A 24946-nucleotide genomic window follows, 5' to 3' on the forward strand; every position below is an offset into this window, starting at 1 on the left:
CGGCAAATACCTTATCGACGTCTACCTGATGCGCAACGCGGCCCGTCGAAACGAAACGGCGAGCTATGACCTCGGTGACCGCTGTCGACAAGGTCCACGTCCTAATCAGCTCGATGTTGCTCTTCTCGTGTTTCGCCATGCTGCCTAGATGGTGTGAACCGCATGGTCGGTCAATGCATCCGGTCCGCAAGATCGTGATGAAACTGTGTAGCGGTGTCCGACGACCAGCGGAGACGCAATCAGGGTCTCGATCAATGTTGGAAACCGGCAACCAAGCAGCAGTCGCAGGATGCAACCTCGGGCGCTCAACCTCTCGCGAACTCGCGGGCAGCCTGAATGAACGCGGTGAAAGCGGCCGGGGGGTTCTTCCTGCCGGGGTAGTACAGAGCTAGTGGCGCCAGCGACGGTGTCCAGTCTTCCAACACACGTACAAGCCGACCGGCAGCGATGTCATCCCGCACGTCCGCCTCCATAACGTAGCCGAGACCGATGCCATTTTGCGCCGCGATCCTGACAAGACTTGACTCGTCCAAGGTGATCGAACCCTGCACGTCGATCTGTAGCGCTTCCCCGTCCCTCTCGAATTTCCATCGGAACAGCGCGTTGTTGGGAAGACGGGCGCGGATGCAGCGAAACCGGTAGAGGTCGGCTGGGACGTTTGGCGTGCCATGCGTACGCAGGAATTCCGGCGACGCGACAACGGCGTTGCTGCGCTTGAGGCCGAGTGGTACGGCGATCATGTCAGCGGGGACAAGATCCGCCGGCCTCAGGCCAAGGTCGAAGCCCGCTGCGACGATGTCGACGATCCGGCCTTCAGTGACCAGGTCGATATGCACCTGCGGATAGCGCTGGAGGAACGAGAGGATCAGCGGTTCCATCACCTCTCGGGCGGCGGTGGCAAACGCATTGATGCGCAGTGTGCCGGTCGGAACCTCCTGTAGCGACTGGGCCGCCTGCATCGCGTCACGGATATCGGTCACAGCCGGCCCAACCCGCTCGACAAAGGTTCGCCCCGCATCGGTCAGCGACACGCTTCTTGTCGTCCGGTTGAACAGGCGGATGCCCAGTCGCTGCTCAAGCTTCCCGATGGAATTGCTCAAGGCAGTGGTGGATATGCCCAGATCAAGGGCGGCGGCTCGGAAAGACCCGATGCGGGCGATCGCCAGAACGGCATCGAGTTCAGCGAGAACGGATCGGGTCATTGTCCCTCTTTTCGCAACGTTTCATCCTCGTTTATCCGGCTTATCCCGTCAATAAGGGTGATCTACCTTTCTGTCAGTCGACTTCAAAGAGTCGAACCACACCCGTCGATACAGAGAGAATGACTGGAGGACCGAATGACGATCAAATTACCAAAGGCCATCGAAGCCTATTTCGAGGCAGACCGGACAGGCAGTGCGGATGCCATCGCTGTCACCTTCACCGAAAACGGCATCGTGAAGGATAAGGGCAAGACCCATATGGGACGCGATGCTATCCGCGCATGGATGGCCGATGAAGCTCAGCAATACAGCTACACCGTGGAACCATTTTTGATCACCATCGAGGACGGCAAGACGCAGGTAACGGCACACACAGCTGGCGACTTCCCTGGCAGCCCGATCGACCTGCGTTTTGTCTTCGCCCTGTCGGGCGACAAGGTAGCTGAACTGGAGATCACGATATGAGCGCTTTTCTTACCCTTGAGGGCCGTCGGGCTCTCATCACTGGCGGCACTGCGGGTGCAGGCGCGGCAACCGTGGCGCTGTTCAAGGAACTCGGCGCCCGTGTGCTCACCACAGCTCGCAAGAAGCCGGCGGACTTTTCCGGCGCGGCCTTCGTCGAAGCCGACCTGACCACTTTGGATGGCGTCCAGACCGTTGTTGACGCCGTTCACCAGGAGCTCGGCGGACTGGATATCCTCGTGAATATGCTGGGGGGCTCCTCGGCACCTTCCGGCGGATTCGCTGCGCTCACCGAAGACGAATGGGAAAAGGAATTAAACCTCAACTTTTTCCCGGCTGTTAGGCTGGATCGCGCTCTCATTCCCGGGATGATCGCCCAGGGAAGCGGGGTCGTTATTCACGTGACCTCGATCCAGCGGGTCCTTCCGCTGCATCAGGCGACGACCGGCTACGCATCAGCGAAGGGTGCGCTCAACACTTACAGCAAAAGCATCTCCAAGGAGGTTTCTCCGAAGGGTGTGCGGGTGGTGCGGGTTTCTCCCGGCTGGATCGCCGATCCGGGCTCCAATGGTCTCGCGCTTCGTATCGCGGAGGAAGCCGGCATCAGTTACGACGAAGCTGTGCAGACGATCATGGATTCCCTTGGTGGCATACCGCTGGGCCGGCCGGCCAAGCCGGGAGAAGTCGCCGACCTGATCGCCTTCCTTGCCTCGGACCGAGCTTCGTCTATCACCGGGACCGAGCATGTGATCGACGGTGGGACTGTTCCCACAGCTTGAATATCGAGGCCAATCTACCGCCCTTGCAGGTCAGGCGGGTGCATCCCACCCGCCGATCTGGGAGTAGATCGCATCGCGCAGATACCGCACGTCTCGGTTCAAGGCCGCGAGCTGCGGCGGTGTCTGGGTCGAGGCTGCAAGCAAGGTGTCGCTGAGGCAGCCGGCCCTGTGCTGTAATGCGCGCCCCTGGTCAGTCAGCGCCACCAGAACCTGGCGTTCATTGCTGAGATTTCGTGTCCGGCTCACATGCCCGGCAGCTTCCAGGCGTTTCAGAAGAGGTGTCAACGTGCTGGATTCCAGAGCAAGCTGGTCGGCAATGGAAACCACGGTCTGCTCGTCGCGCGCCCATAGAACGTTCAGGACGAGATATTGCGGATATGTCAGCCCAAGCTCGTCGAGCAGCGGCTTGTAGGCGCGCTGAATTGCGATGCCGGCGGTATAGATCGCATAGCAGAGTTGGTCGCGCAGGGGCGGGGGATCGTTGTGGCGTTGGGTCATTTTGAACTCCTGTGCTGACACATATAATCGAAAATATCACGAAAACCAATATCGCGATAAGAATCATGTTGACGTAGGGTTTCAACTCTGGCAGCTTGCTGCATATCGCGATAACAATTATCGCAATTGATGAGGAGAAAGTCATGACACGCAAGACCATCACCACGATTGCCGCAATCGCATCTGCAGCCTCCCTTTCGGTCGCCTTGCCGGCCAAGGCCGCTGAATCGCTTCCTCAAGATCAATCCGTTAGAAACGTCGTTCTGGTTCACGGTGCATTCGCGGACGGCTCCGGCTGGAAGGGTGTCTACGACAATCTCACGAGACGAGGCTATCGCGTCACCATCGTGCAAAACCCGCTGACGTCGCTTGCGGACGATGTTGCCGCCACCAAGCGTGCCCTTGAGCGGCAAGACGGTCCGGCCATTCTCGTTGGACACTCCTGGGGCGGCTCCGTCATCACGCAAGCCGGGATCGATGAGAAGGTGAAAGGCCTTGTCTATGTCTCTGCGCTCTCCCCGGATGCTGGCGAGACGACGGCGCAGCAGTACGAGGGATTTGCGCCTGCGTCCGAGTTCGTTATCGAGACCACGAAGGATGGTTTCGGCTACGTCAGCCCGGCCAAGTTCAAGTCGGGCTTTGCCCACGACGTCAGCGACGCCGATGCCGCGTTCATGAGTTCGTCTCAAGTGCCGATCAACATGTCCGCGTTCGGCACGAAGCTTGAAAATGCCGCCTGGCGGACCAAGCCGAGCTGGGCCGTCATCGCCACCGAGGACAAGGCTTTTGATCAGGCCATGCTGATCCACATGGCAGAGCGCATCAAGGCCAAGATCACCAAGGTGTCAGCAAGCCACGCCCTGTTCATGACGCAGCCGACGGTTGTCGCAGATACAATCGATGAGGCTGCCAAGTCTGTCTCGGCAAAGAAGCAATGACCTAAGACACCTTCATCGGGACAGACTGCACTGTCCCGATGACGGTGAGCACAGCCCGTTACAGCAAGGTGTCTCGGCGACGAAGCAGCCACGTAAAACGCCGCAAGGACTCCGACAGAAATCCATTGCGTGTCGGCGCCTTCCGCTCCCCAGCATTTTCGAAATTTTCCAAAACACATTCACGGAGGTAACCACGTGAAGCTCAATACGTATGACCAAAATCCGCCCGCTCCTCAGCGCGAGGCCGATCATGTTTTCGACTTCATCGTCTGCGGCGCCGGGTCGAGCGGTTCCGTGGTCGCAGCGCGACTGGCAGAGGATGGGAATGCCAGCGTTCTCCTGCTTGAGGCAGGCGGAGACGATGCGGCAGAGTCTGTTTCGAACCCTGCGCAGTGGCCTCTCAATCTCGGTTCGAGCCGTGATTGGGGTTTTGTTGGGCAACCGGCACCCGGCTTGGATGGCCGACGTCTGCCTCTCAGCATGGGCAAGGGACTTGGCGGAGGCTCGAGCATCAATGTCATGGTGTGGGCCAGAGGGCACAAGGCAGATTGGGACCACTTTGCTGCCGAAGCGGGCGATGACGCCTGGGGCTATCAGTCGATCCTTGGGTATTATCGTCGGATCGAAGACTGGCGCGGCGCTCCGGACCCAATGCGTCGCGGTGTGGGAGGGCCGGCGTATGTTGCGCAGCCGGAGGCTCCCCAGCCGGTCGCCGAGGCTTTGTTGCGTGCGGCATCCACGATCGGCATTCCAGTCTACGACACGCCGAACGGTGAAATGATGGAAGGTCCAGGCGGCGCATCGATTGCGGAGCTGCGGATCCGGGATGGCAAACGGGAATCCGTTTTCGGATCTTATGTCCGTCCACTCCTGTCGCGTCCAAACCTGACAGTGCTCACCGGTGCGATGGTCTCGCGCCTCATCTTTGTTGGCAAGCGCGTCTCGGGAGTTGAGGTTCTTGTCGATGGCCAGAGACGACAGTTCACGGCGCGTGCCGAGACGGTCCTGTCACTTGGCGCCATCAACACGCCAAAGGTGTTGATGCAGTCCGGAATTGGTCCGAAAGAAGAGTTGCACGCCCACGGCATTCCTGTCGTTCAGCACCTGCCGGGTGTCGGTCGCAATCATCAGGATCACCTCGCTTTCGGCTGCACCTGGGCCTATCGAAAAGCGGAAGCTATCGGTGGTAGCGGCTGCGAAGCAAAGCTCTACTGGAAAAGTGACTCGCGTCTTTCCCAGCCCGACATACTTCAGTGCCAGTTGGAATTTGCCGTGCCGTCGCCGATCGAGACAGGTCTCGAGACGCCTGAACATGGCTGGACGATGTTTAATGGTCTTGCCCAACCCAAAAGCCGTGGTCGGTTGCGGCTCTCCGGCCCAAACGCAGATGACCCTATCCTGATCGAACCAAATTCTCTCAGTGAACCGGAAGACATGGCTGCGGCCTTGGTCGCTGTGGAGTTGTGCCGCGACCTCGGAAACAGCGACGCCTTCAAGCCCCTGGTAACCGGCGAGACAGCGCCGGGTGCGCGCGACAGATCAGCAATGATCGACTTCATACGGCGCTCGGCCGTGACCTATTGGCATCAATCCTGCACAGCCAAGATGGGACGCGACAGCATGTCTGTGGTCGACAACGAGCTCAAGGTCTACGGCATAGATGGACTTCGCATCGCTGACTCCTCGATCTTGCCGCGCATCACCACTGGCAACACGATGGCGCCGTGCGTGGTTATCGGAGAGCGGGCAGCAGATCTCATGCGGAAAAAGCATAGTCTCGCTGGCCTGAGAAAAGGCCTCACTTAGGCCATTTCAAGAAAAGATTCAGGTTGTGCTCGGCGGTCACCATTGGCCGCCGAGCTTCAATTGGAAACGGGTTCCCGTCGGGCGAAGCTCCAATGGCTTGCCAGTCACTCGTCAACAGCGAAGTCGGTCGAGACCGAGACGGTGCGCCATTCATCTCTGCATCCGCAATATCTATCCAAGCGGCAAACCCTATGCCTGGGAGTTAAGCCGCTCAGGCAGATCATCGAGTTCGAGCCGACCGAATCTCTTTCGCTCGATGACCGTGAACTGATAGTCGAGACCACGCTTTCGGGCGTGGGGTGGCTTATGTCTGAGAGGAACGGGCGCGTCCGTATGTCCAGAATGGCAGCCTGATCGAATGCCTGGCATCCTGGAGTGCGCCAGAGGACTGGCATTATCTCTACTACCGACGCGAAAATACCTGTCGGTCGGTTTGCGCGCCGTTTATCGAGGCGCTGCGCGTCTGAATGGGGTGATGAACAGACGGCTCGATTCCCTTCAAGGCGAGGAGGCCGACCCCAGCTTTACCATGGCGAGGCGGAGCAGAACGGTGATATCTCCACGCCGCCATCAATAGATGTGGCATCTCCAGTTTAACCGACGCGTTTCTGGTTCCCGCTGGACATGCCCCCACGAAACACGTGTACCTCAACGTCGAACGCGAACAGGACGACATCTGAATCGGCCCTGGCTGTGAGCTGGTGATCAAACGAGCGCGTGAACGCGCTTTCGCCGGTTGTGAGCGTGACGTCGCCAAAATCTATCGCCCCGTCGAAGACATAGAGCATAACACCTGCAGTTTCATGATTTCGTTGACGAGAGCAGCGAGAACAATTGGCGTTTGATTGCCGGGCCGCAGGGGGCGCCGCTAACCGTGCGATCGAACGTCCGGGTGTTCAACGCCCGCATTACGAAGGACACCCGGCTAACCCTGCCCGCTGCGGGCGATTCCCGGACGGGCTCGAACCGGGCTGTCACTGAGCATCAGCTCTTCGTGCTTTGTCCGCAGTGGGCACAACGTCATCCAGGACTACAGCCATACCGGCCTGACCCTGCGCGAGCATCCGATCGCATTCTGCGGAACGATTGCAATTCTATCGTCCGACAGGATGCTCGGACAACGACGTGTCGAACACCAGTTGGTCGCGTACAAGGACCGCAAGCTCACCTTCGTCGCGAACGCCGAATTCGAACCAGTCGATAAGAATCCTTGCCGTCATCTGGGCGCGCAGGCTTCCTGTATCGCAGCCGTATTCGGCGCACCAATTCTTGAGGAGGCGGTCCAGGATCTCAATCGCCTCTGTGGTCAGCGGCTCTTTGGGCCAGTCCGTTGTTGCCATGTCGTTCCCCAGTCTGCGCTATCTTACCGGGCGGCGCGCGTGACGCTATAGCGCGCGGGTCACATTCTTTAGCAATTTTGCATAGGCGCTCGATGCTGTGCGGCGTCCTCTTGAAATCAAGCGGAACAACGAGGCGGCACGTCTCTTTCGTACGGACACTGGGTGAGGTCTGCCATGCGCGGAATCCTGCCCGTCACGATGAACGAAAACCCGGTGAACGCCGTTATGTGGTTGCAGCAAAAGCCTTAACTGCCAAAAACCGATTGTTAGGTATCCGTACAATGGAAGCGCCGCCACTTGAACGCAAACTCGCCGCAATACTGGCCGCCGACGTCGAGGGATATTCTCGGCTGATGAACGCCAATGAAGAGCATACCCTGGCCCTGTTGACCCATCATCGGGCCATCATCGACCGGCTTATCGAAGCGTCGCACGGTCAGATTTTCGGGACGGCAGGCGATAGCGTCCTTGCGGAGTTTCCGAGTGTTGTCCAAGCATTCGACTGCGCTGTCGCAATCCAGCAGTCACTGTGGCACGCCAACAGTCGGTTTCCCGATGACGAGAAAATGCAATTGCGTATCGGTATTAACGTCGGTGACGTAATGGTCAAAAGTGGCGATATTTTTGGCGATGGAGTGAACATAGCGGCGCGCCTGGAAGCGTTGGCGGAGGCAGGCGGAATCTGCGTTACCCGAGGCGTTCGTGATCATCTGCGCGACAAGGTCGAAGCGAAGTTCGAGGATTGCGGCGAGCATAAAGTGAAGAATATTGCCCGACCAATTCGGGTGTTTCGTGTCGTATTCGATGAGCGCGCGCAGCCGGGCAACATCGACGAACCGCCTGTCGACGAGATCGACAACAGCGCAAACGGCGGGCAGTTGAGGAGTGCGGATGCTGAAATCGTGTTCTGGCAGTCAGTGCAAGCCAGCGAAAGCATGGAGGAATACCGGCTTTACCTCGACAATTACCCAAATGGCAAATTCGCTGAACTGGCAAAATACCGTCTATCCGATTCGGCGCAAGCAGAGGACCCCTCTGTCGAAGTCACATTCTGGGAGTCAATCAGGGACAAACAAAACCCCGCGCTAGTACGAGCCTATATGGAAAAATATCCGCAGGGCAAATTCCGCTCCTTGGCAAAAATCTTGCTGGAGGATCTCTCGGCTCCGTCGCCATGAGATCAGCCCGGTCCGCCATGAGACATCTCTTTGCTTTGGGAGCGTTCTCAATCGATAAGTCGAACGGTCAGGTGTTCGCCCGGTGGCTTAGCCTGCATCTTCTCGCATGGATGATGACCGCACAACGTAACGCGCAGGAGTCTGCTGAGCGCTCTGATTCAATTGCTTCCGCAACACTGTCCGCACGTGAAAGAGCTGCTCGAACCTCAGCCTCCTCCCAACCCAGCCGAGACGGCAGAGTCATCAGCCGAGCCTGTTTTTTGGTTGAGGAAGATCTCGAAGTCTCGTCGAGATGGCTGCGTGCCGTGGTAAGACACTGCTGTGCGGGTGGCAGCGCCTTCGGCGTAAGTCGGAGATGCGACATAGGGCATTGGTATTGTCCTGGCGTTTGAACAAGACCATCAACAAGACCAACGCTTGGCGATGCCGAGAACTCTGCCCGATAACATCATTTCACGCGTCGACCCGGCTCGGGTTCATGACGGGGCAATTGCTGCGAGATTTCTTGAAATTCAGCGTAGATGACGTATCTCGCCCTATAAAAGCGGACTTGGTCGCCCTTTGCCCTCACAGTCGTTGAGCTCGTCAGCAAGGTCTTCAGCGTCCCGTTTGTCGAGCTGAACGAGATCTCTTCCGTTCGTGGCCGCTGGCAAGCCCGTGATAGAATCAAGGACCTGCCACTTCGCACTGCCGTCCCTTGTAACCCGATATCTTCTCTCATCCCCAGGCCGAATGTTGCCAGCCCGATTGGCCGGTCGGTCCCGGCTGACACGCTCAGAGCACATGGGAAGCAAACAGTGCGATCACCACGAGGACCGTCATGCCGGTCACAAGCGACCACAAGATCGCCTTTACTCGAGGATTGGTTCGGATTCGAGTGGCAATATCCAGAGTCGGCGGTATTCCAGCCGACTGGCTAGTGTCGAGATGTCTTGTCATGGGATAGCCTCCTTGGCTGCCGGTGAAACGTCCGACGACGATCGCCGTTCCATGCGAATCAAGGTTTGAGCAGCCTTTAAGCCAGCAGACCGCTTGAACCGAAATAGAGTACCCCCCCCACATCGAGGCTATGACGGCAATAACGAAATACCCGTACTCGGTCTTGAGTTCGGGCATATCGAAGTTCATGCCGTAGATGCCGGCAATCGCGGTTGGAACGGCTGCGATTGCCGCCCACGCTGCAAGCTGGCGCGTAATGGTCCCTTGACGCTGCTGTTCGAGGAGGTTGCTGGCATCGAAGACCTAGGTGATGACGTCTTTCAAGCCAGCGACCGTTCCTTCGACGCGGCGCGCGTGGTCAAGAACATCCCTGAAGTAGTTCTTGGCCTCGACGTCGACACAGGGAAGGTCGAGATGCACGAGCTTGCCGCAGACCTCGGTCATCGGACCAAGCACTCGCTGAAAGCGAATCAACTGTCTGCGAAGTTTGAACAGCCGCTTGATTTTTGAGCGTCCAAGAATGGAGTGGAGCATGTCACGTTCCGTTGCCAGCACATGATCCTCGATTGTCTGACGACGGGCAAATAGCCGCAGGATTGACAGCCAGGAGGCGCCCCGTCCGCCGTAGCCGACTGGGATCTGGGCAGATGGTAAGCCGCGCTTTCTTTCAGAAGCCGGATCTGCTCTACCGGCCTGCCACCCTGCTTGTCGCGCTCGACCGCGTCATGATGGAAGATCGCCTCCAGCTCGACAGCCCGGGCAACGAAGGGATCCGGTGTATCGCGTTCGAAAGACATATTTGCCCCGTGTTTCTTGGCCTTGCGGGGGCTCAAAGGCTCGGCGAATGTCGGTTCAAGTCCAGCAATATCTATTTGAGGTCACGGCAAGAGATTCTTTCTCGCCGCCACACATCCGAATTTCGCTTCGGCGAAATGCTAAGGGATCGTTCTGGATCCGCGAAACCGATCAACAGCGTAATGCACTATGTCGCGCCTAAGACGACAGCAAAGTTCCATAACGTTTATGCAGCGAGTTTTGGTTTATTAGGCACTTAGCTCGTCTGTGAGGCGCCGCCGGTGCAGTGCCCTTCATGAGCAGGGACCTCAATCAACGCCTACTGTTCTCCAGTCTCATCGTCGGCGATTTTGCGCAGGAGATATAACAACGCGATGCGTTCCGCCGGATTGAGACGAGCGACGGTCTTTTCGCTGATGAGGTAGGCTTGCGGATACATGTCCTGCAGCAAGGCTTCCCCCTTGGGCAGCAAAGAGATCACCACCTTGCGGCCGTCGGCCTCGTCCTTAGAGAGATCGATCAGTCCGCGGGCCTTCAGCCGCTCGACTATGCCACGGATGGTCGCCTGGTCCACGGACGTTGCCTTCACGAGCTCGACCTGCGAGCTGGGACCGAGATCGTGCAGCGCGCACAGCGTCACGAACTGCACCGACGTCAAGTCCGGATCGCTGGCATTGGTCTGGAAAATCGACAGATGGCGCTGATAGGCCTTGCGCAGGAGATGCCCGACTTGCTCCGTCACTTGGTAGCCATTTTGAGGCGCCGGAGCTTCTGGCAGCTGTTCGGTCTCTTTTGCGGTCATCGTCGATGTGGTCCATCAGTTACGGCGTCTTTGGCGGGAATGCAGGAAACACCACAGCATGTCGCGACGGTCAAGGCGTGGCACACCGCAACCCGCTCCGCGCGATTTCACGCGGAGCGCTGGCACGCCCGGTTACTTGAAGTTGTGCTTCATTTCCTTCACGGCGATGTCGCCATCCAGAACCATCGGCTCATCATCGAGGAACAGCGAGCAACCGCGCATCGGGATATCCAGATGGCACGCGGTGTCGTTCGGGCCGCCGAGCTCGTTGTTAGGGCCGGTTGAGAACATCACGTTGCCGTAGAAGGAGCGTGCCTCCATTCCCATGCCACCCGGGAATTCGCCTGGTACCATGCGATGCCACTTGGCGTTCTGATTGAGACCCCAGCCGACATGGCTCATGCCCATGCCACGCGGGTCGTTGAAACCATCCATGTAGGACTTGACCAGCTCGGCATCGAGGCCGCCGCGAATATCGGTGATCCATCCGTTTTCAATCGTGTAGATGATCGGGTCGCGCACGTAGATGTTCTGCGGCAGCAGGATGTCGCCCGGAGCAACGACGATTGTCCCGTCGACGCCATCGTCGTCACCGCCGGTGAAGACAAAGCCGGACGGCCAATGATCCCAGCGGCCCGGCTCGTCCGTGCACGCATATTCCGTGATGGCGGGATAGGTGTTGAGCTTGTAGGTCACATCCGTGCCATGCGCAGAGGTGATCCGCATCACCTTCGCCTTGGAGAGCAGGTCGCCGGCAAATTCGACGCGCTCTCGCAATTCCTTTGTCGGCAACATGCGGGCGAGAAGCTCCGGCGGTTCCACAGCGGTGAGAATACGGGTGCCGGACGCCTGGATCGCCATCTGTTCCGGGCTGAAGAGCAGGAAGATGCAATCGATCAGCATGTCGGCGGCCTTAAGGGCCTCTACCGCATCCGGCATGGCTGCGAGGCCTGTCTGGCCGACCGCCCAGGCACCTGCGGGTGGCACCGGCGGCAAACGCATGTGGTACATCTTGGCGCCGAGACGCATGCCGGCGGCCATGAAAGCGTCGGCGTAATCGAGGCGCTCGTTGCCCTGGGTCAGGACGATGAGTTTTTCGTCCTCGTGGACGCCCGACATCTTCAACTGATGCAAGCAAATTTCCGTGAAACTGAATTGATCCATGCTCGTTCCCCTATCTTGTTTGAAGGCTTAGGTTTGAAGTCTGGGGCATTTCTCCCTAATTAGGTGCGGTCAGACCTTAGTTTGGCGATTTCCGCGATCGCCTCCTCCCTCGAAACGACATCCCCATATTTGCTGTCGATGTCGAAGAGATTGGCATTGTGCGGATCTGGGTGCCGGTCGCCGACGCACTCGCGCACCACGATGCCGCGGAATCCGTGCTGGACCGCATCCACGGCGGTGGCGCGAATGCAGCCGCTGGTTGAACAGCCGGCCATGATCACCGTGTCGATCCCCTGCGCATGCAACTGGGAGGCAAGGCTGGTGCCGAAGAAGGCGCTGGCATATTGCTTGACGATGACGAGTTCGCCGCTGGCAGGCTCGACGCCGTCGCAGAATTCGGCCAGCACGTTGCCTTCGACCATTCCTTTCATGACAGGCGACTTCTTCACCCACATCCCGCCATCGGCGCAGTCTTCCGCAAGATAGAGGATGCGCGTATGGATAATGGGGATGCCGGCCTCGCGGGCGGCATCGATGAGCGCCGGCGTCTGCGCGACCGCGTCAACCACGCCAGGGGCGTAGAGAGGCGCGCCCTCGGTGGTGTACCCCTTTAGGAAATCGATGACGAGGAGGGCAGGGCGCTGGCCGAAGCCGATGCGGTTGCCCCAGACGCCCTGATAATTGCTTTGCGCGCTCTGCATGATCGGCCCCTCTTCAGTATGCGCCCGACAGAAGTGCGCCGGCGCCTGGCACGACGGCTTCCAGACCGAGCTTCTTGAGCATGCAATAAGTGGTTGCGACGGCGGCGGTCAGTACCGGTTTGCCTGTCATGGCTTCGACCTTGGCGATGACGGGCAGCGATGGCATCTGCACGCAGGCCGATAGCACGATCACGTCCACATCGGTCAGGTCGAGCGTCTGCACGATCGCCGGAAGATTTTCCGGGTCGTGGCGCGCCACATCCAGATTGTCGGGGATCTCGAGTGCCCGCCAGTCCACGACCTCGAAGCCTTCCTCGCGGATGTAGTCGACGACCAACTCCGTCAGCGGTTTCATATAAGGCGCGACGACGGCGATCTTCCTCGCCTTCATCACCTTCAGGCCCTCGATCAGGGCGCCCGCACTGGTCACGACGGGAATATCAGTGCCATTCTCCTGGGTGCGACCCATCAGGCGCTTCTCCGACTGGCGGTGATAGCCGAGGCCCATCGCCATGATGGCGACCAGGCACGCGTATCCGAGGACATCGACGCGGGCGTCGGAGAGCTCGACGGCGCAACGGTCGGATTCGGCGTCCATTGCCGCCAGTTCCTCCTTCACCACTTTCTTCATCCGCATGCGGCTGGAGTGGAAAGTGAAGCGCTCGGGCCGGATGGACTGGCGTGCCGTCAGCATGGCGGGAATTTCGGTCTCCATCGTCGTGTTGGAGCTCGGAACGATCTGGCCGATACGGTAATACTTCTGCACGGGTGAAATCCTTTGCTTCGCAAAAAAAACGGCACTCAAGCAAACGGCGGTGGATCATCGCGCCACCGTCGCTTCAATCAACGGGAGAGAAAATCTCCAAGCGCGGCAAAGAAGCCGTCGAAATCATCCCATGGAATCATATGCCCTGCATTTGGCACCCGGGTAATTTCCAGCCCCGGATAAAGCGAGCGGGCCTCGTCCACGTCGACGCTTTCGATCACGCCGCCACGGCCGGCGACCATCAACATGGCCGGCTGCTTGAGCTTCGACAGATCCGGAAAGATGTCGTCCTTGTGGAAGTCCTCGAAAGCGGTGACGATCGCAGGCTCGTAGCAGCTGTGCAGCCATTCGGCGCGTAGCTTCAGTTGCTCGTCGGTCCATGTCGGGCAAAACGCCTTCATGCCCTCCGCGTCGATGCCCTTCAGCGCCAGGCGGATGCTGTCGACATACCAGGTCAGCTTGCTCGGGTAGGCGCGGCGTCCGGGGCCGGAGACCGGCGGATCGATCAGCGCCAGCCTCGAAAACGCCTCCGGCGCCGCAACGGCGGCACGGATGGCGATGCGCGCGCCCATCGAATGGCCGAGCAGGGCGGGAGTAGCAAGTCCAAGCGCCAATGCGAAGCCGACGATGTCGGCGGCCATGGCGTCGAGGCCGTAATCGAGGTCGGGGCCAGTCGACGACAGGCCGCGGCCGCGTACGTCGATCACATAGACGTCGTAACGCTCGGCCAACCGTTCGGCGACGAAACCCCAGGTGATCGCGGGGCTGGTGATGCCCGGGATCAGGATGATCGCAGGGCCTTTGCCGCCATAGCGCAGATAGTGCTGGCGGATGCCGTTGGCGAAGACGTTCGCCCCGTACAAGGCGCCGCCGCTCATGCCGCGGTCTCGCTCTTCAGGGGGGCGGCATAGATATCATAGCCGTAGACCCAGGCCGGATCCTCCTGTTTGAGCAGGAAAGTGTTGGCGTTCGAAACGCTCTGGACACGCGTCGCGCGATCGCGGCGATTGGTCTCATACAATCCGAAAGCGGTGCGGAAGTCGTTGACGCCGGTTTCCTGCAGGCAGCGGGTCAGCATGGCGGCGTCTTCGATCGCCATCGCGGCACCCTGCGCCATATGCGGCTTCATCGGATGGCACGCATCTCCAAGTAGCACAAGGCGGCCCTTGCTCCAGAGCGGCAGCGGGTTACGGTTGAACAACGGCCATTTCGTCACCCCATCGGTGCTTTCGATCAGCGCCTGGATGATCGGATGATAACCCTCGAACGCCGCCGCCATCTCGTCGCGGCTGCTGTCGACGAAAGCCGAATCGAACTCCCAGGCCGGATGCGGAACGCCGGTGACATAGTAATATTCGTCGCGCCGAGCCGTCGTGTAGTAGACCATCATATGGCGGTCCGGACCCCACCACTTGACGCAATCCTCGAATGTCAGATCGTATTTCTTCAGTTTGTCGGACGAGATCAGGGCGCGATGGCCGACCCAGCCACTGTAATTCGGCTTCTCTTCGCCAAGCAGCGTTTCGCGAACGCGCGAATTGATGCCGTCGGCGCCGATCACGATGTCGGCGCGTATCGAGGTTCCGTCTTCGAATTCGATCAGCACATCGGTGCCGCTGTCGTCGAGGCGAGCCAGCTTCTTGCCGAAATGCAAGGTGCCTGGCTGCAACGCATCGCACTGGATGGCCTGCAGGTCGCCGCGGTGAACGGTGCAATAGGTCTGGCCGTAGCCTTCAAGCGGAACCCGGGCGGTGTATTCGCCGGTAATGCCGTCGCGGCTGAACCAATGGCTCGGCGTGCTGCTGATGCCGATCACCTTCTTGTCGACGCCGATGCGCTCGAAAATCTTCAGGACGTTCGGCCCCATATGAATGCCGGCCCCCAGGCGCGAGAATGCCGGTGCCTGTTCATAGACGTTGACGTCGAAACCTGCGTGTTGGAGCAGCGCACCCGCGACAGCGCCGCCGAGGCCGGCGCCGATAATCGCGATCTTTTCTTTTCCGTTAGACATAGCGACCCTTCTTAGCTGTCTTTCGACGCATTGTTCCTACGATTGGAAGCTTGACAAAAATTCTAGCGCATACACTCTAAATAGCAATAGCGACGCGTTGATTTTTATCAAGATGACACAAAAAACGCCTTGCCAATTGGATATACTAGCAAAATCCTGATGGTGAAATCCGACTTGTCTTTTGTCATTATAAAGCGTATGCACTTCTTAATAATAAAAGGGGCAATAGATGCGAAGAGTCGGTGACTGTCGCATCGTTATGGTTTGCGGACGTCCGGGCGATGTCTGCTGCGTAGCGGTACGGCCGATGGAAAGAGGCGAGGTCTGTGTTTCGTTCTCCGGGGCGGAGGGCCTGCTTTGACACTGCCAGTTTGCTTCAGTTTGAATGTGAACGATGCCGTCGAGAGCGTCGAAGCTAGCCCGGAAACACCCCTTCTCTATATCCTCAGAAACGATCTCTCCCTCAACGGCCCGAAATACGGTTGCGGGCTCGGCGAATGCGGCGCTTGCGCCGTTCTCGTCGATGGTCGCTCCGTGCGCTCCTGCACCGTGCCTCTGGGTGCCGTCGGCACCCGCCGCGTCACTACGCTTGAGGGTCTCGGCACGCCCGAGCATCTGCATCCAGTCCAGGCGGCGTTTATCGACGAGGCCGCCGCTCAATGCGGATATTGCCTGAACGGCATGATCATCGCCACCACAGCCCTGCTCAATCGCAATGCCGATCCCGACGAGGACGCGATCCGCGAGGCGTTGCGCCATCATCTGTGCCGTTGTGGAACGCACATGGAAATACTTGCCGCAGCCAGGCGGGCGGTCGCCTATTCCAGGGCCGAACGGACGCGACGATCCACGCCGGACGATATCTCACCAAAAGCCGCGAAGGAGGTCTCCCCGTGACCGACCACCGCCAAGTGCCGAAATCCGCCTATATGTCGGCCGCCGACATGCTGCTTGTTGTCAACGATACAAGGCTTGGCGACGGTGCCGAACTCTACATCGCGGTGGGCGCCGATAGCCGTGTGACTGCGTTCAACGGCCATGTTGATCTAGGGACAGGCATCCGCACCTCTCTGGCGCAAATCGTCGCCGAAGAGCTCAGCATGCCGTTCGAGCAGGTAGACATGGTGCTCGGCACGACCTCCGCCGCGCCCAACCAGGGCGCGACCATCGCCAGCGAAACGATCCAGATCACCGCAGTGCCGCTGCGCCAGGCCGCCGCCACCGCCCGCCATCATTTGCTCGCCAAGGCGGCTGAGAAGGGCGGCGTGCCGCTTGAGCGGCTGCGACTGGAAGACGGCATCATCCGTGCCGATGGCGGCGAGAACTGGCAGCTCAGCTTCGGCGACATCGTCGCCGGCAGCCACGTCAGGCTGTCGATCGATAAATACGCGGCCCTTAAGCCGGCCTCGGACTATAGACTGGTCGGCTCGTCGCGGCCGCGCGTCGATATCCCCGAGAAGGCCACGGGGCGCTGGACTTATGTGCATGATGTGCGCGTGCCCGGCATGCTGCATGGCCGCGTCGTTCGCCCGCCTTATGCGGGGTTCGATCACGGCGATCATGTCGGAAACAGCCTGATCTCTATCGACGAAACATCGGTTGCGCACATCAACGGGCTGGTCGGCGTCGTCGCCCTCGGCGATTTCGTCGGCGTGGTCGCGACCCGTGAGGAAAACGCCATCGAGGCGGCCAAGAGCCTGAAGGTCGTGTGGCGCGCGCCGCCCGAGTGGCCGGATCTCAACGCGCCGGAAAAGGCGCTGCGTGCCAATCCTTCGACGCCACGCATGCTAGCCGATTCCGGCAATGTCGATATGGCGCTGGCCGGCAGCGCCCAGCCAATGAACCGCACCTATGTCTGGCCCTACCAGATGCACGGCTCGATCGGGCCATCCTGCGCGGTGGCCGATTACAGTGACGCAGGGCTGACCGTCTGGTCGGGAACGCAGAACCCGTTCCCGATGCGGCGCGATCTGGCGCTGCTGCTCGACATGCCGGAAGAGCTGATCCGGGTCGAACGGCTGGAGGCGGCTGGCTGCTACGGTCGCAACTGCGCCGATGACGTCACAGCCGACGCGGCGCTGCTGTCGCGCGCCGTCAAGGCACCGGTCCGGGTGCAGCTGACGCGCGAACAGGAACATGCCTGGGAGCCTAAGGGCGCCGCCCAGGTCATGGATGTGCGCGGCGGTCTCGATCTGCAGGGCGGTCCGTCCGCCTATGATTTCGAAACCCGCTATCCCTCCAATCTGGCGCCGACCCTTCCCTTGATCCTTACCGGCAAGGTGCCGCCAGTTTCCGACGTCGTGCACATGGGCGATCGCACCGCCATCCCGCCCTATGCCTACGGGAACCTCCGCGTCACCGTGCACGATATGCCGCCGATTGCGCGTGCTTCCTGGTTCCGCGGCGTGTCGGCGATGCCGAACACATTCGCCCACGAATGCTACGTCGACGAGCTGGCCGCCGCCGCCGCCGTCGATCCGGTTGAGTACCGGCTCCGTTATCTCCACGACCCACGCGCCGTCGACCTGGTGCACGCGCTTGCCGAACGGGCGAAGTGGGTGCCGCATACGACGTGGGGCACGCTCAGCGGCGAAGGCGATCTGCTCTACGGCCGTGGATTTGCCTATGCCGTCTACGTCCACGGGCCGTTTCCGGGCAAGGCCGCCGCTTGGGCGGCATGGGTTGCCGATGTCGCCGTCAACAAGAAGACCGGCGAGATCGCGGTTACCAAGGTGACATGCGCGCAGGACTCGGGAATGATGATCAATCCCGACGGAGTGCGCCACCAGATCCACGGCAACATCATTCAGTCCACCAGCCGGGTGCTGAAGGAAAAGGTCGAATTTTCCTCGACCGCGGTGCAGTCGAAGGAATGGGGCGGCTATCCGCTGATCACCTTCCCCGAGGTACCTGATATCGACGTGCTGATGGTGCCGCGGCAGGACGAGCCGCCGCTCGGCGTCGGAGAGTCCGCCTCGGTTCCCAGCGCCTCGGCCATCGCCAATGCCGTCTACGATGCCACCGGCATTCGTTTCCGCGAACTGCCCCTGACGCCGGAACTGGTCCTAGCCGCGCTGAACGGCAAGACGGACGAAACGCCAGCCACCCCGGTCGCGAAAAAGCGGAGATGGTGGAACGTCGGCCTGTCGGCGATCGGTGCCGTCGCCGCTCTGTCCGGTATCGTGACCATGGCATCGCCATGGCGCCCGGCGATCGGCACCATCCAGCAGCCGGATGCCAATGTCTACAGCGCCGCCACCATCGAGCGCGGCCGGTTGGCGGCGGCGGCCGGCGCCTGCAATGTCTGCCATGTCGGAAACGACGGAACACCCTTTGCCGGTGGCCGGCGCTTCGACACGCCATTCGGCGCAGTTTACGCCACCAACATCACGCCTGATGTCCAAAGCGGCATCGGCGCCTGGTCCTACCCGGCCTTCGAACGTGCCATGCGCGAGGGCATCAGCCGCGACGGCCATCATCTCTATCCCGCGCACCCCTACACCTCGTTCGCCGGCGCCGAGGATGCCGATCTTCAGGCCCTCTACGCCTACATGATGACGCAGCCGCCGGTCGCCGAAAAGGCGCCTGAGACGAAGCTCAAATTCCCCTACAACATCCGCGCGATGATGGCGGGCTGGAACGCGCTGTTCCTGAAGGCGCAGCCGTTCAAATATGTCGGGACCCGCGATGCGCAGTGGAACAGGGGGGCCTATCTCGTCGAGACCTTGGGCCACTGTTCGGCCTGCCACACCGAGCGCAATGTGCTCGGCGCGGAAAAGAGCGGCATCGCCCTGCTTTCCGGCGGCTTTGCCGATGGCTGGGAGGCGCCGGCCCTGAATGCGTTCGCCAAGGGCCCGGTCGGCTGGACGTCAGACGCCTTCTATGACTACCTGCGCACCGGACATTCTCGCGATCACGGCAGTGCCGCCGGCCCGATGGCGCATGTCGTCGAGGTCATGCAGCCACTTCCGGACAGCGATATCCGCGCTATGGCCACATACCTCGCAAGCCTCAACGAAGGCCCGGCCGAGAGCAAGGCGCAGAGCGAGGCCGCCCTTGCCGCGAGTGAAGCGGCCAAGGCTTCCGCCGCGCGGATTTCGCCGAAGGGCGAGCGGCTGTTCAAAGGCGCCTGCGCCACGTGCCATTCTGGAAACACGATCCTGTCGTCGCTGGCGCTCAACAGCAACCTGCATGCGGCGACGCCGGACAATCTCATCCAGGCAATCCTGAACGGTGTCGAGGCGCCGGCAATCCTTGCGCAGACCACCGGCCGCCAAGCCCCTGAGGTGATGTCGATGCCGGCTTTCCGCCAGACGCTGAACGACGGCCAGATCAAGGATCTCGCCGATTATCTGAGAGCACGCTTCGCCCCCGACAAGCCGGCCTGGACGGAAACGACCAAAGCCATGCAACGCGTGACGGCGGCAATTCACTAGGGAGCAGACGATTGGAGCAGATCCGAACCGGGCAGGACATCGATCGCCGCGACTTATTCGAGAACCCGACAGCCGCGTTTCGCCCGTCGGCCTACTGGTTCTGGCATTCGATCCCGACAGAGGACGTTTGCCACGCGCAGCTCGCCGATTTCAAACAGAAGGGGCTCGGCACGATCCTGATCCAAGCCCGTCTCGCAATGTCGCGCGATGACTACCTGTCGCCGGCCTATCTGGATGCCTATCGTGTTGCGGCTGGGATTGCCGGCAAGCTGGGCCTGAAGCTCGGAATCTACGACGATTACAACTGGATCAGCGGTCACGCCGGCGGCCGGACGGTCGTGGACCGCGACGACCTGCGCGAGCGCCACCTGTTCTGGTCGTGTTCGGGAGAGGCGCGGGGCGAGATCAGCGGCATCCATCCGCCGTTCACCCGGACGATGGGTCCCGATATCGTCGCGTGGCAGTATGAGGGCAGCATCGTCGAGTGGTGCCAATGGACCGTCGAGGCAGCGCTGCTGCATCCGTCGATCGGCATCGACAGTCTCGATCAGGTGGTCGACGTCACGGCGCGGACATCCATCATCGAAAGCGACGGAATATCCTGCACCCATGCGTTCGACGGTGTACCCCCCGAGGGGCAGATGCTCACGGTTTTCGTCAGCGCCCGGTCGACGACCTCCCGGTTGATCAATTATCTCCTGCCAGAGGCAGCGGAGCGGTTCATCGAGGTCGGGCTCGACCCGCTGGTCGAGGTGCTTGGTGATCTGGTGCCCGATCCCGTCGGCTTCGTGTTCTACGACCAGCCGGCGGCGGGTTTCTACAAGTGGAGCCAGATCTCCGGTGACCTCGGCAACAGCCTGCTCTATGCGCCGACGCTGCCGGACGTCGTGTCGCGCGGCACAGGCGTAACCTTCGCCAGGGCCCTGCTGGCGCTGGTGCGTGGCGTCGGGCCTGAAACCCTGCGGCTGCGCGCCCAATTCTACGCCGCCTATTCGGCCCTGATGAACGAGGCTTTCTCCGGCACGTTGCGCCGATGGGCGGAGGGCAGGGGGATTGTCCTCACCGGGCACGAAATCCTGCCGCATGTCAGTTCCTGGTCGCTGAACGGCGGATTTACTAGCATCGACCCCAGGGTGGCGCTTGCCGTGGATTTCTTCGGCATCGATGCCTACCGGCACGAGACGGCCGTTGATTCCAACAATTTCGTGGCGCAGCTGGCGCCGAAGCTCGGCGATTCCGTTGCCCGTTCGAATGGTCGCAGCCGATGCGTCGTCGAAACCTACGCCAGCGCCGAGCGAACGCCCGTTCGCGCCGCCGGGCAATGGGAACTCACCCTGGAGACGATGCGGGCGCAGGCCATCCGGCTTCACTGCCTCGGGACCCGACAGTTCCTCTGGCACGGCGTCTACCAGACGGACGGGCGCGACAACGATCCGACGCCGTTTTCCAATCCACGTTTCGATTTCGGGCCGGGCATCAATTTCGAGCCGTGGTGGAGCTACCACGATCTGTTTGCCGAGGAGACGGCACGGATTTCCGCCTTCATCGAGCCGGCCACGCCCCGCACGCCGGTTGCGATCCTTTATCCGCTTCAGACCGCCTTCGCGGAGGGGCCGCGCCACAGCCACGCCACCCATATCGGCGCGTGGTGTGAAGGGCTTCTGGCCAGGCGCTGCGACTTCATGTTCGTCAGCGAGGCCGACGTGGCGAAGGCGAGGATCGAAGGCGGCCGCATGCTGGTTTGCGGGCTTGCTTTCGATGCGGTGATCCTGCCATCGGTGACGGTGCTGGAGACAGGGGACACGCTGCGGGCGCTGGAGGCGTTCCGCGACGCCGGCGGCGTGGTCTGGTCCTCCGGCGATCGCCTGTCGACCGTCTGCGATACCCTCGATCGCGAGACGAATGAGATGGCGTCGACGCATATCGATCGGATCCCCGGCGGCAGCGATATCGACGCGCTGCTGGCACGGCTTGCGCCGCCCGGACCCGTCATTACCGGCCATTGCGCGGACCGGCCGTGGCAATGGGTCGGATACGACGCCGATGGCTGGTGGCGGATCGTTCTCTTCAATGATGGCCCAACGCCGCTGGAAAGCGAGATTTCCCTCGGTGACGGATTCGACTGCGAAGGCTGGTGTGCCACGACGGGCGAGGTGGCGGAGGCCGCCGTCTTCAGCCACCTGGCGGTCACGCTCGACCCGCAGGAAGCGCGCTGCATTCGCCTGCGTCAGACGGCGCAGCAGGACGCGGGAAAGGGCCGTCTCATGACCCGGCCGTCGCTTGACGCCGCGTGCGCCGTCCCGGTTGTCGATGGTTGGCGTTTCGCGCCGGGAGCCGATGCGGCATTCGTGCCAATCTCGGTCGAGACCGGATGGGAGACGCAGGGATTCGTCGATTTCTCCGGGACCGGTATCTACCGGCTGGCGCTGGAGATCGGCGACGAGGCCGATTGGTTTTTAGAGTTGCCCGAGGTCGCGACCGTGGTCACCGCCCGCCTCAATGGCCGGCAGATCGACCGGCGCGGCTGGCGCCCCTACCGCTTTGCTCTGGGGCGGCTGCTTCCAGGCGTCCATTCGCTGGAACTGCGCGTCGCCAACACGGCCGCAAATCGCTACTACATCAACACGCCTTATCTCGGTGACACCGCCGACAAGAGCGGCTTGTCCGCCGCACCGAAGCTCATCCAGCTGGCAAACTGACCGGAAGTTACAGACCCATGCTACAATATTCGACCATACCCCTGATGCGTGCCTGGAACAGCTGGTCCAACCGGCCGGCCGAAACGGTCTTCCTGCCGCTCGGCGTGCGGATCACACCGGTTCTCTATTCGACCCGCAGCAAGACGACCTCCGCGATCGAGCCGCGACGCGATATGGTTCGCCTCGGCCGTCACACCATCGACGGCTCGCTGATCGAGCTGGAGACCGAGCTCAGCGGCACGACCGTCGCCTTTTCTACGACGAAGACAGACCCCTTCGCGATCCGCGGCAGTTGGAACGGCAAGGTATCGGCCGAGTGGGGCCTGCGATTCTGGCTGACGCTAGCAATCTCCTCAGATGGCGGCGAGGTCGTGGTCCATGACGCGGGCCGCAACATTACGCTGCTGAAGGTAGGCACGCGATTTGTTGCGGTCGCGACAGCCGAGGCGCCGGTGCATGTCACCGGCCATGACACGATCGACGCGCTGCGGGCGGACTTCGAGGAAAACGGTTATTTCTATACCGCCACCCGCAGGAGCGAAGCGCCGGTGATCGCCCTGCGCTTCAATCTTGAGATGATGCGCCAGGGCGCCTATGCCGCAGGCGTCGCCGACAGTGCCGAATTGGCGATCGCCAAGGCGCAGACATGCCTTGCCGCCGGCGCGCCAGCTGCGATTGCCGATGCGCAGACCGGCATGTTCGAGGGCGCGCTCGACGCGATGCGTGACGTCGTCGCCTGGAACACCATCTGGGACGAAACCAACGCGCGTTCCTACACGGCGGTCACCCGGATCTGGAATCTCGGGAAATTCGCCGTCTGGTTCAACGACCAGATTTTCGCCGCCCTTCTTGCGGGCGTGTTCGACGCCGATCTGGCGCGCGAGAACATGGCGACCGCGATGGCCGGCGCAACCCCGCAGGGCAATATCGCCTGCATCGTCACCTCCAACGATGCCTGGGTCGATCGCACCCAGCTGCCGTTCGGCGCACTGGTCGTCTGGCAGCTCTACCAGCGGACCGGCGAGCGGTCGATGATCCAGGCAAGTTACGAGGCGCTGGTGCGCAATCGGCGCTGGTGGCAGGACAACCGCGATCCGGACGGTTTCGGCCTGCTGTCCTGCGGCACCTCCGACGTAGGCGAGGGCCTCTACAAGGGGACGGCCTTTGCCGCGCGCAACGAGACCGGCATGGACAATTCCGCGACCCATGACGAGGCGATCTACGATCCCCTCACCCGGACGCTGTCGACCTTCGATCTCGGCCTCAACTGCGCGGCCGCTCTCGATGCCGAGATGCTTTCGAAAATGGCCGCCGTGCTCGGCAAGCATGACGATGCCCGCGAATTCGCCGCCTTGGCCGAACGTCAGCGGACGCTGATCTCGCAAACGCTCTGGGATGAGAGCCGCGGCATCTTCGCCAATCGCCAACGGCGCGGCGGTTTCGTGCGCTCGCTGTCGCCGACCAGCTTCTACCCGCTGCTGTGCGGCGCCGCGACGCCGGTGCAGGCGGCGCGTCTGCTCGAGCATCTGAGCGACGAGACGACTTTCGGCGGCGATTTCGTGCTGCCGAACGCAACGCGAGACGATCCGGCCTTCGCCGACAACGTCTACTGGCGCGGCCGCATCTGGCCGAACGTCAACTATATGGTCTGGCTTGGCCTGCGGCGCTACGGTTTCGTGGCGGAGGCGAGCAAGCTGGCAAGCCAGAGCTACGACCTGTTCATGAAGAATTGGCGCGAGCATCGTATCGCCTCCGAAAATTACAATGCCGTCACCGGCGAGGCGATGGACCAAGGCGATACCGATCCGTTCTACATCTGGGCCGCCATGCTGCCGCTGATGGCTGCCAGTGAGATTGTTGACTTCGACCCGTGGACCGGATGGACGATGGATCATGCCGGCCGGGATGTGGTGCTCGGACCTATGGTCTCGCCGTCGGGAACGCTCGAGCTGGTCGTCAAGTCCGGAACCCTGGTGATGACATTGAACGGGCGCGCAGCGCTGAAGACAGATTTGCGCACCACGCTGTCGCGCATCGTCTTCGCCAACGGGCGGGTGTCCTGCACGATTGCTCCGGTCTCCCAGGCTGGTTTCATCGAGTTGCCAGGCTTGGCATTGGGCGATGTTGATGCTGTCCGTATCAACGGGCAGGACATCAACTATGTGTCGGGCGGCGACGGAATACGCGTCATGATTGCTGAGCACGCGGAGGATCGCCGGCTCGACGTCTCTTTTTCATCGTCAAGCGCTCACTAAAGCAAGGCAGTGCTTGACAGGCCTCGATTCCTCACAGATAGTTTGTGTACATATAAAAAAAGACTGATGCTAAAGTCAGAGGGTTGAACGAACAGCTTGCAGGTATCCGTGGATTCATGCCGGCCGCTCAGCGAAGTGATGTGCTGTTTTTGCAAAAGTGGTGTGCCGCTGCGTC

General features: G+C 61.0%; 19 protein-coding genes and 1 pseudogene. 10 read left to right on the top strand and 10 right to left on the bottom strand.

The window, feature by feature from the left end:
- Window positions 1-305: 305 nt before the first annotated feature.
- Entirely contained in the window at window positions 306-1202 is an 897-nt protein-coding gene (locus A6U98_RS21005) for a LysR family transcriptional regulator (RefSeq protein WP_064652416.1), read from the bottom strand.
- A 135-nt stretch (window positions 1203-1337) separates the two neighbouring features.
- On the opposite strand from A6U98_RS21005, the gene A6U98_RS21010 reads away from it, so the two are divergent.
- Together A6U98_RS21010 and A6U98_RS21015 are read left to right on the top strand one after the other, a co-directional pair.
- Entirely contained in the window at window positions 1338-1667 is a 330-nt protein-coding gene (locus tag A6U98_RS21010) for a nuclear transport factor 2 family protein (protein WP_064652418.1), read from the top strand.
- Window positions 1664-2443, top strand: coding sequence for an SDR family oxidoreductase (locus A6U98_RS21015; protein ID WP_064652420.1), 780 nt, complete (start codon window positions 1664-1666; stop codon window positions 2441-2443). Before A6U98_RS21010 ends, A6U98_RS21015 begins: the two co-directional genes overlap by 4 nt.
- A gap of 30 nt (window positions 2444-2473) precedes the next feature.
- Here A6U98_RS21015 and A6U98_RS21020 read toward each other — a convergent pair whose 3' ends face one another.
- Entirely contained in the window at window positions 2474-2941 is a 468-nt protein-coding gene (locus tag A6U98_RS21020) for a MarR family transcriptional regulator (RefSeq protein ID WP_003563001.1), read from the bottom strand.
- A gap of 143 nt (window positions 2942-3084) precedes the next feature.
- On the opposite strand from A6U98_RS21020, the gene A6U98_RS21025 reads away from it, so the two are divergent.
- Both A6U98_RS21025 and A6U98_RS21030 read left to right on the top strand, forming a co-directional pair.
- Window positions 3085-3879: an alpha/beta hydrolase gene (locus A6U98_RS21025; protein WP_064652422.1), complete on the top strand. Its 795-nt coding sequence runs from the start codon at window positions 3085-3087 to the stop codon at window positions 3877-3879.
- A 195-nt stretch (window positions 3880-4074) separates the two neighbouring features.
- Complete coding sequence (locus tag A6U98_RS21030) at window positions 4075-5685, top strand: GMC family oxidoreductase N-terminal domain-containing protein (RefSeq protein ID WP_064652424.1); 1611 nt, start codon at window positions 4075-4077, stop codon at window positions 5683-5685.
- Window positions 5686-6779: 1094 nt separating this feature from the next.
- Here A6U98_RS21030 and A6U98_RS21045 read toward each other — a convergent pair.
- On the bottom strand, window positions 6780-7025 hold the full coding sequence (locus A6U98_RS21045) for a hypothetical protein (protein ID WP_064652430.1): 246 nt from the start codon (window positions 7023-7025) through the stop codon (window positions 6780-6782).
- Window positions 7026-7306: 281 nt separating this feature from the next.
- On the opposite strand from A6U98_RS21045, the gene A6U98_RS21050 reads away from it, so the two are divergent.
- Complete coding sequence (locus tag A6U98_RS21050) at window positions 7307-8203, top strand: adenylate/guanylate cyclase domain-containing protein (RefSeq protein WP_064652432.1); 897 nt, start codon at window positions 7307-7309, stop codon at window positions 8201-8203.
- Window positions 8204-9268: 1065 nt separating this feature from the next.
- Here A6U98_RS21050 and A6U98_RS21055 read toward each other — a convergent pair.
- A pseudogene (locus A6U98_RS21055) lies at window positions 9269-9732 on the bottom strand (CorA family divalent cation transporter); the annotation flags it as partial.
- Between the two features lie 57 nt (window positions 9733-9789).
- On the opposite strand from A6U98_RS21055, the gene A6U98_RS37225 reads away from it, so the two are divergent.
- Window positions 9790-10197: a hypothetical protein gene (locus A6U98_RS37225; protein WP_064652434.1), complete on the top strand. Its 408-nt coding sequence runs from the start codon at window positions 9790-9792 to the stop codon at window positions 10195-10197.
- A gap of 59 nt (window positions 10198-10256) precedes the next feature.
- Here the strand turns inward: A6U98_RS37225 and A6U98_RS21065 are convergent, their stop codons facing one another.
- The 6 genes from A6U98_RS21065 to A6U98_RS21090 all read right to left on the bottom strand — a co-directional run bounded on the left by A6U98_RS21065 (window position 10257) and on the right by A6U98_RS21090 (window position 15381).
- A complete protein-coding gene (locus A6U98_RS21065; RefSeq protein ID WP_064652435.1) occupies window positions 10257-10739 on the bottom strand; it encodes a MarR family winged helix-turn-helix transcriptional regulator in 483 nt (160 codons plus the stop codon).
- 132 nt (window positions 10740-10871) lie between these two features.
- Complete coding sequence (locus A6U98_RS21070; RefSeq protein WP_064652437.1) at window positions 10872-11903, bottom strand: hypothetical protein; 1032 nt, start codon at window positions 11901-11903, stop codon at window positions 10872-10874.
- A gap of 59 nt (window positions 11904-11962) precedes the next feature.
- On the bottom strand, window positions 11963-12604 hold the full coding sequence (locus A6U98_RS21075; protein WP_064652439.1) for an N-carbamoylsarcosine amidohydrolase: 642 nt from the start codon (window positions 12602-12604) through the stop codon (window positions 11963-11965).
- A gap of 13 nt (window positions 12605-12617) precedes the next feature.
- The gene (locus tag A6U98_RS21080) at window positions 12618-13370 is read right to left on the bottom strand and encodes an Asp/Glu racemase (RefSeq protein ID WP_047620174.1); all 753 of its coding nucleotides are present in this window, start codon (window positions 13368-13370) and stop codon (window positions 12618-12620) included.
- 77 nt (window positions 13371-13447) lie between these two features.
- Window positions 13448-14248 carry an alpha/beta hydrolase gene (locus A6U98_RS21085; RefSeq protein ID WP_064652441.1) on the bottom strand — a complete coding sequence of 267 codons (801 nt, stop codon included), beginning with the start codon at window positions 14246-14248 and terminating at the stop codon, window positions 13448-13450.
- Window positions 14245-15381, bottom strand: a complete 1137-nt coding sequence (locus tag A6U98_RS21090; protein ID WP_018444496.1) for an FAD-dependent monooxygenase — start codon at window positions 15379-15381, stop codon at window positions 14245-14247. The genes A6U98_RS21085 and A6U98_RS21090 overlap by 4 nt, the downstream gene beginning before the upstream one ends.
- Window positions 15382-15738: 357 nt before the next feature.
- Here A6U98_RS21090 and A6U98_RS21095 point away from each other — a divergent pair, with 357 nt between their 5' ends.
- Genes A6U98_RS21095 through A6U98_RS21110 form a run of 4 tightly spaced genes read left to right on the top strand, consistent with a single transcriptional unit; the run spans window position 15739 to window position 24771 of the window.
- A complete protein-coding gene (locus A6U98_RS21095; protein ID WP_245304544.1) occupies window positions 15739-16278 on the top strand; it encodes a (2Fe-2S)-binding protein in 540 nt (179 codons plus the stop codon).
- Window positions 16275-19817, top strand: coding sequence for a molybdopterin cofactor-binding domain-containing protein (locus A6U98_RS21100; protein ID WP_064652444.1), 3543 nt, complete (start codon window positions 16275-16277; stop codon window positions 19815-19817). Before A6U98_RS21095 ends, A6U98_RS21100 begins: the two co-directional genes overlap by 4 nt.
- An 11-nt stretch (window positions 19818-19828) precedes the next feature.
- Window positions 19829-22516, top strand: coding sequence for a hypothetical protein (locus A6U98_RS21105; protein WP_064652446.1), 2688 nt, complete (start codon window positions 19829-19831; stop codon window positions 22514-22516).
- A gap of 17 nt (window positions 22517-22533) precedes the next feature.
- Complete coding sequence (locus tag A6U98_RS21110) at window positions 22534-24771, top strand: trehalase family glycosidase (RefSeq protein WP_064652448.1); 2238 nt, start codon at window positions 22534-22536, stop codon at window positions 24769-24771.
- The last annotated feature ends 175 nt before the right edge of the window (window positions 24772-24946 follow it).

The organism is Rhizobium sp. WYCCWR10014 (genome assembly GCF_001657485.1).
Classification (GTDB): Bacteria; Pseudomonadota; Alphaproteobacteria; order Rhizobiales; family Rhizobiaceae; genus Rhizobium.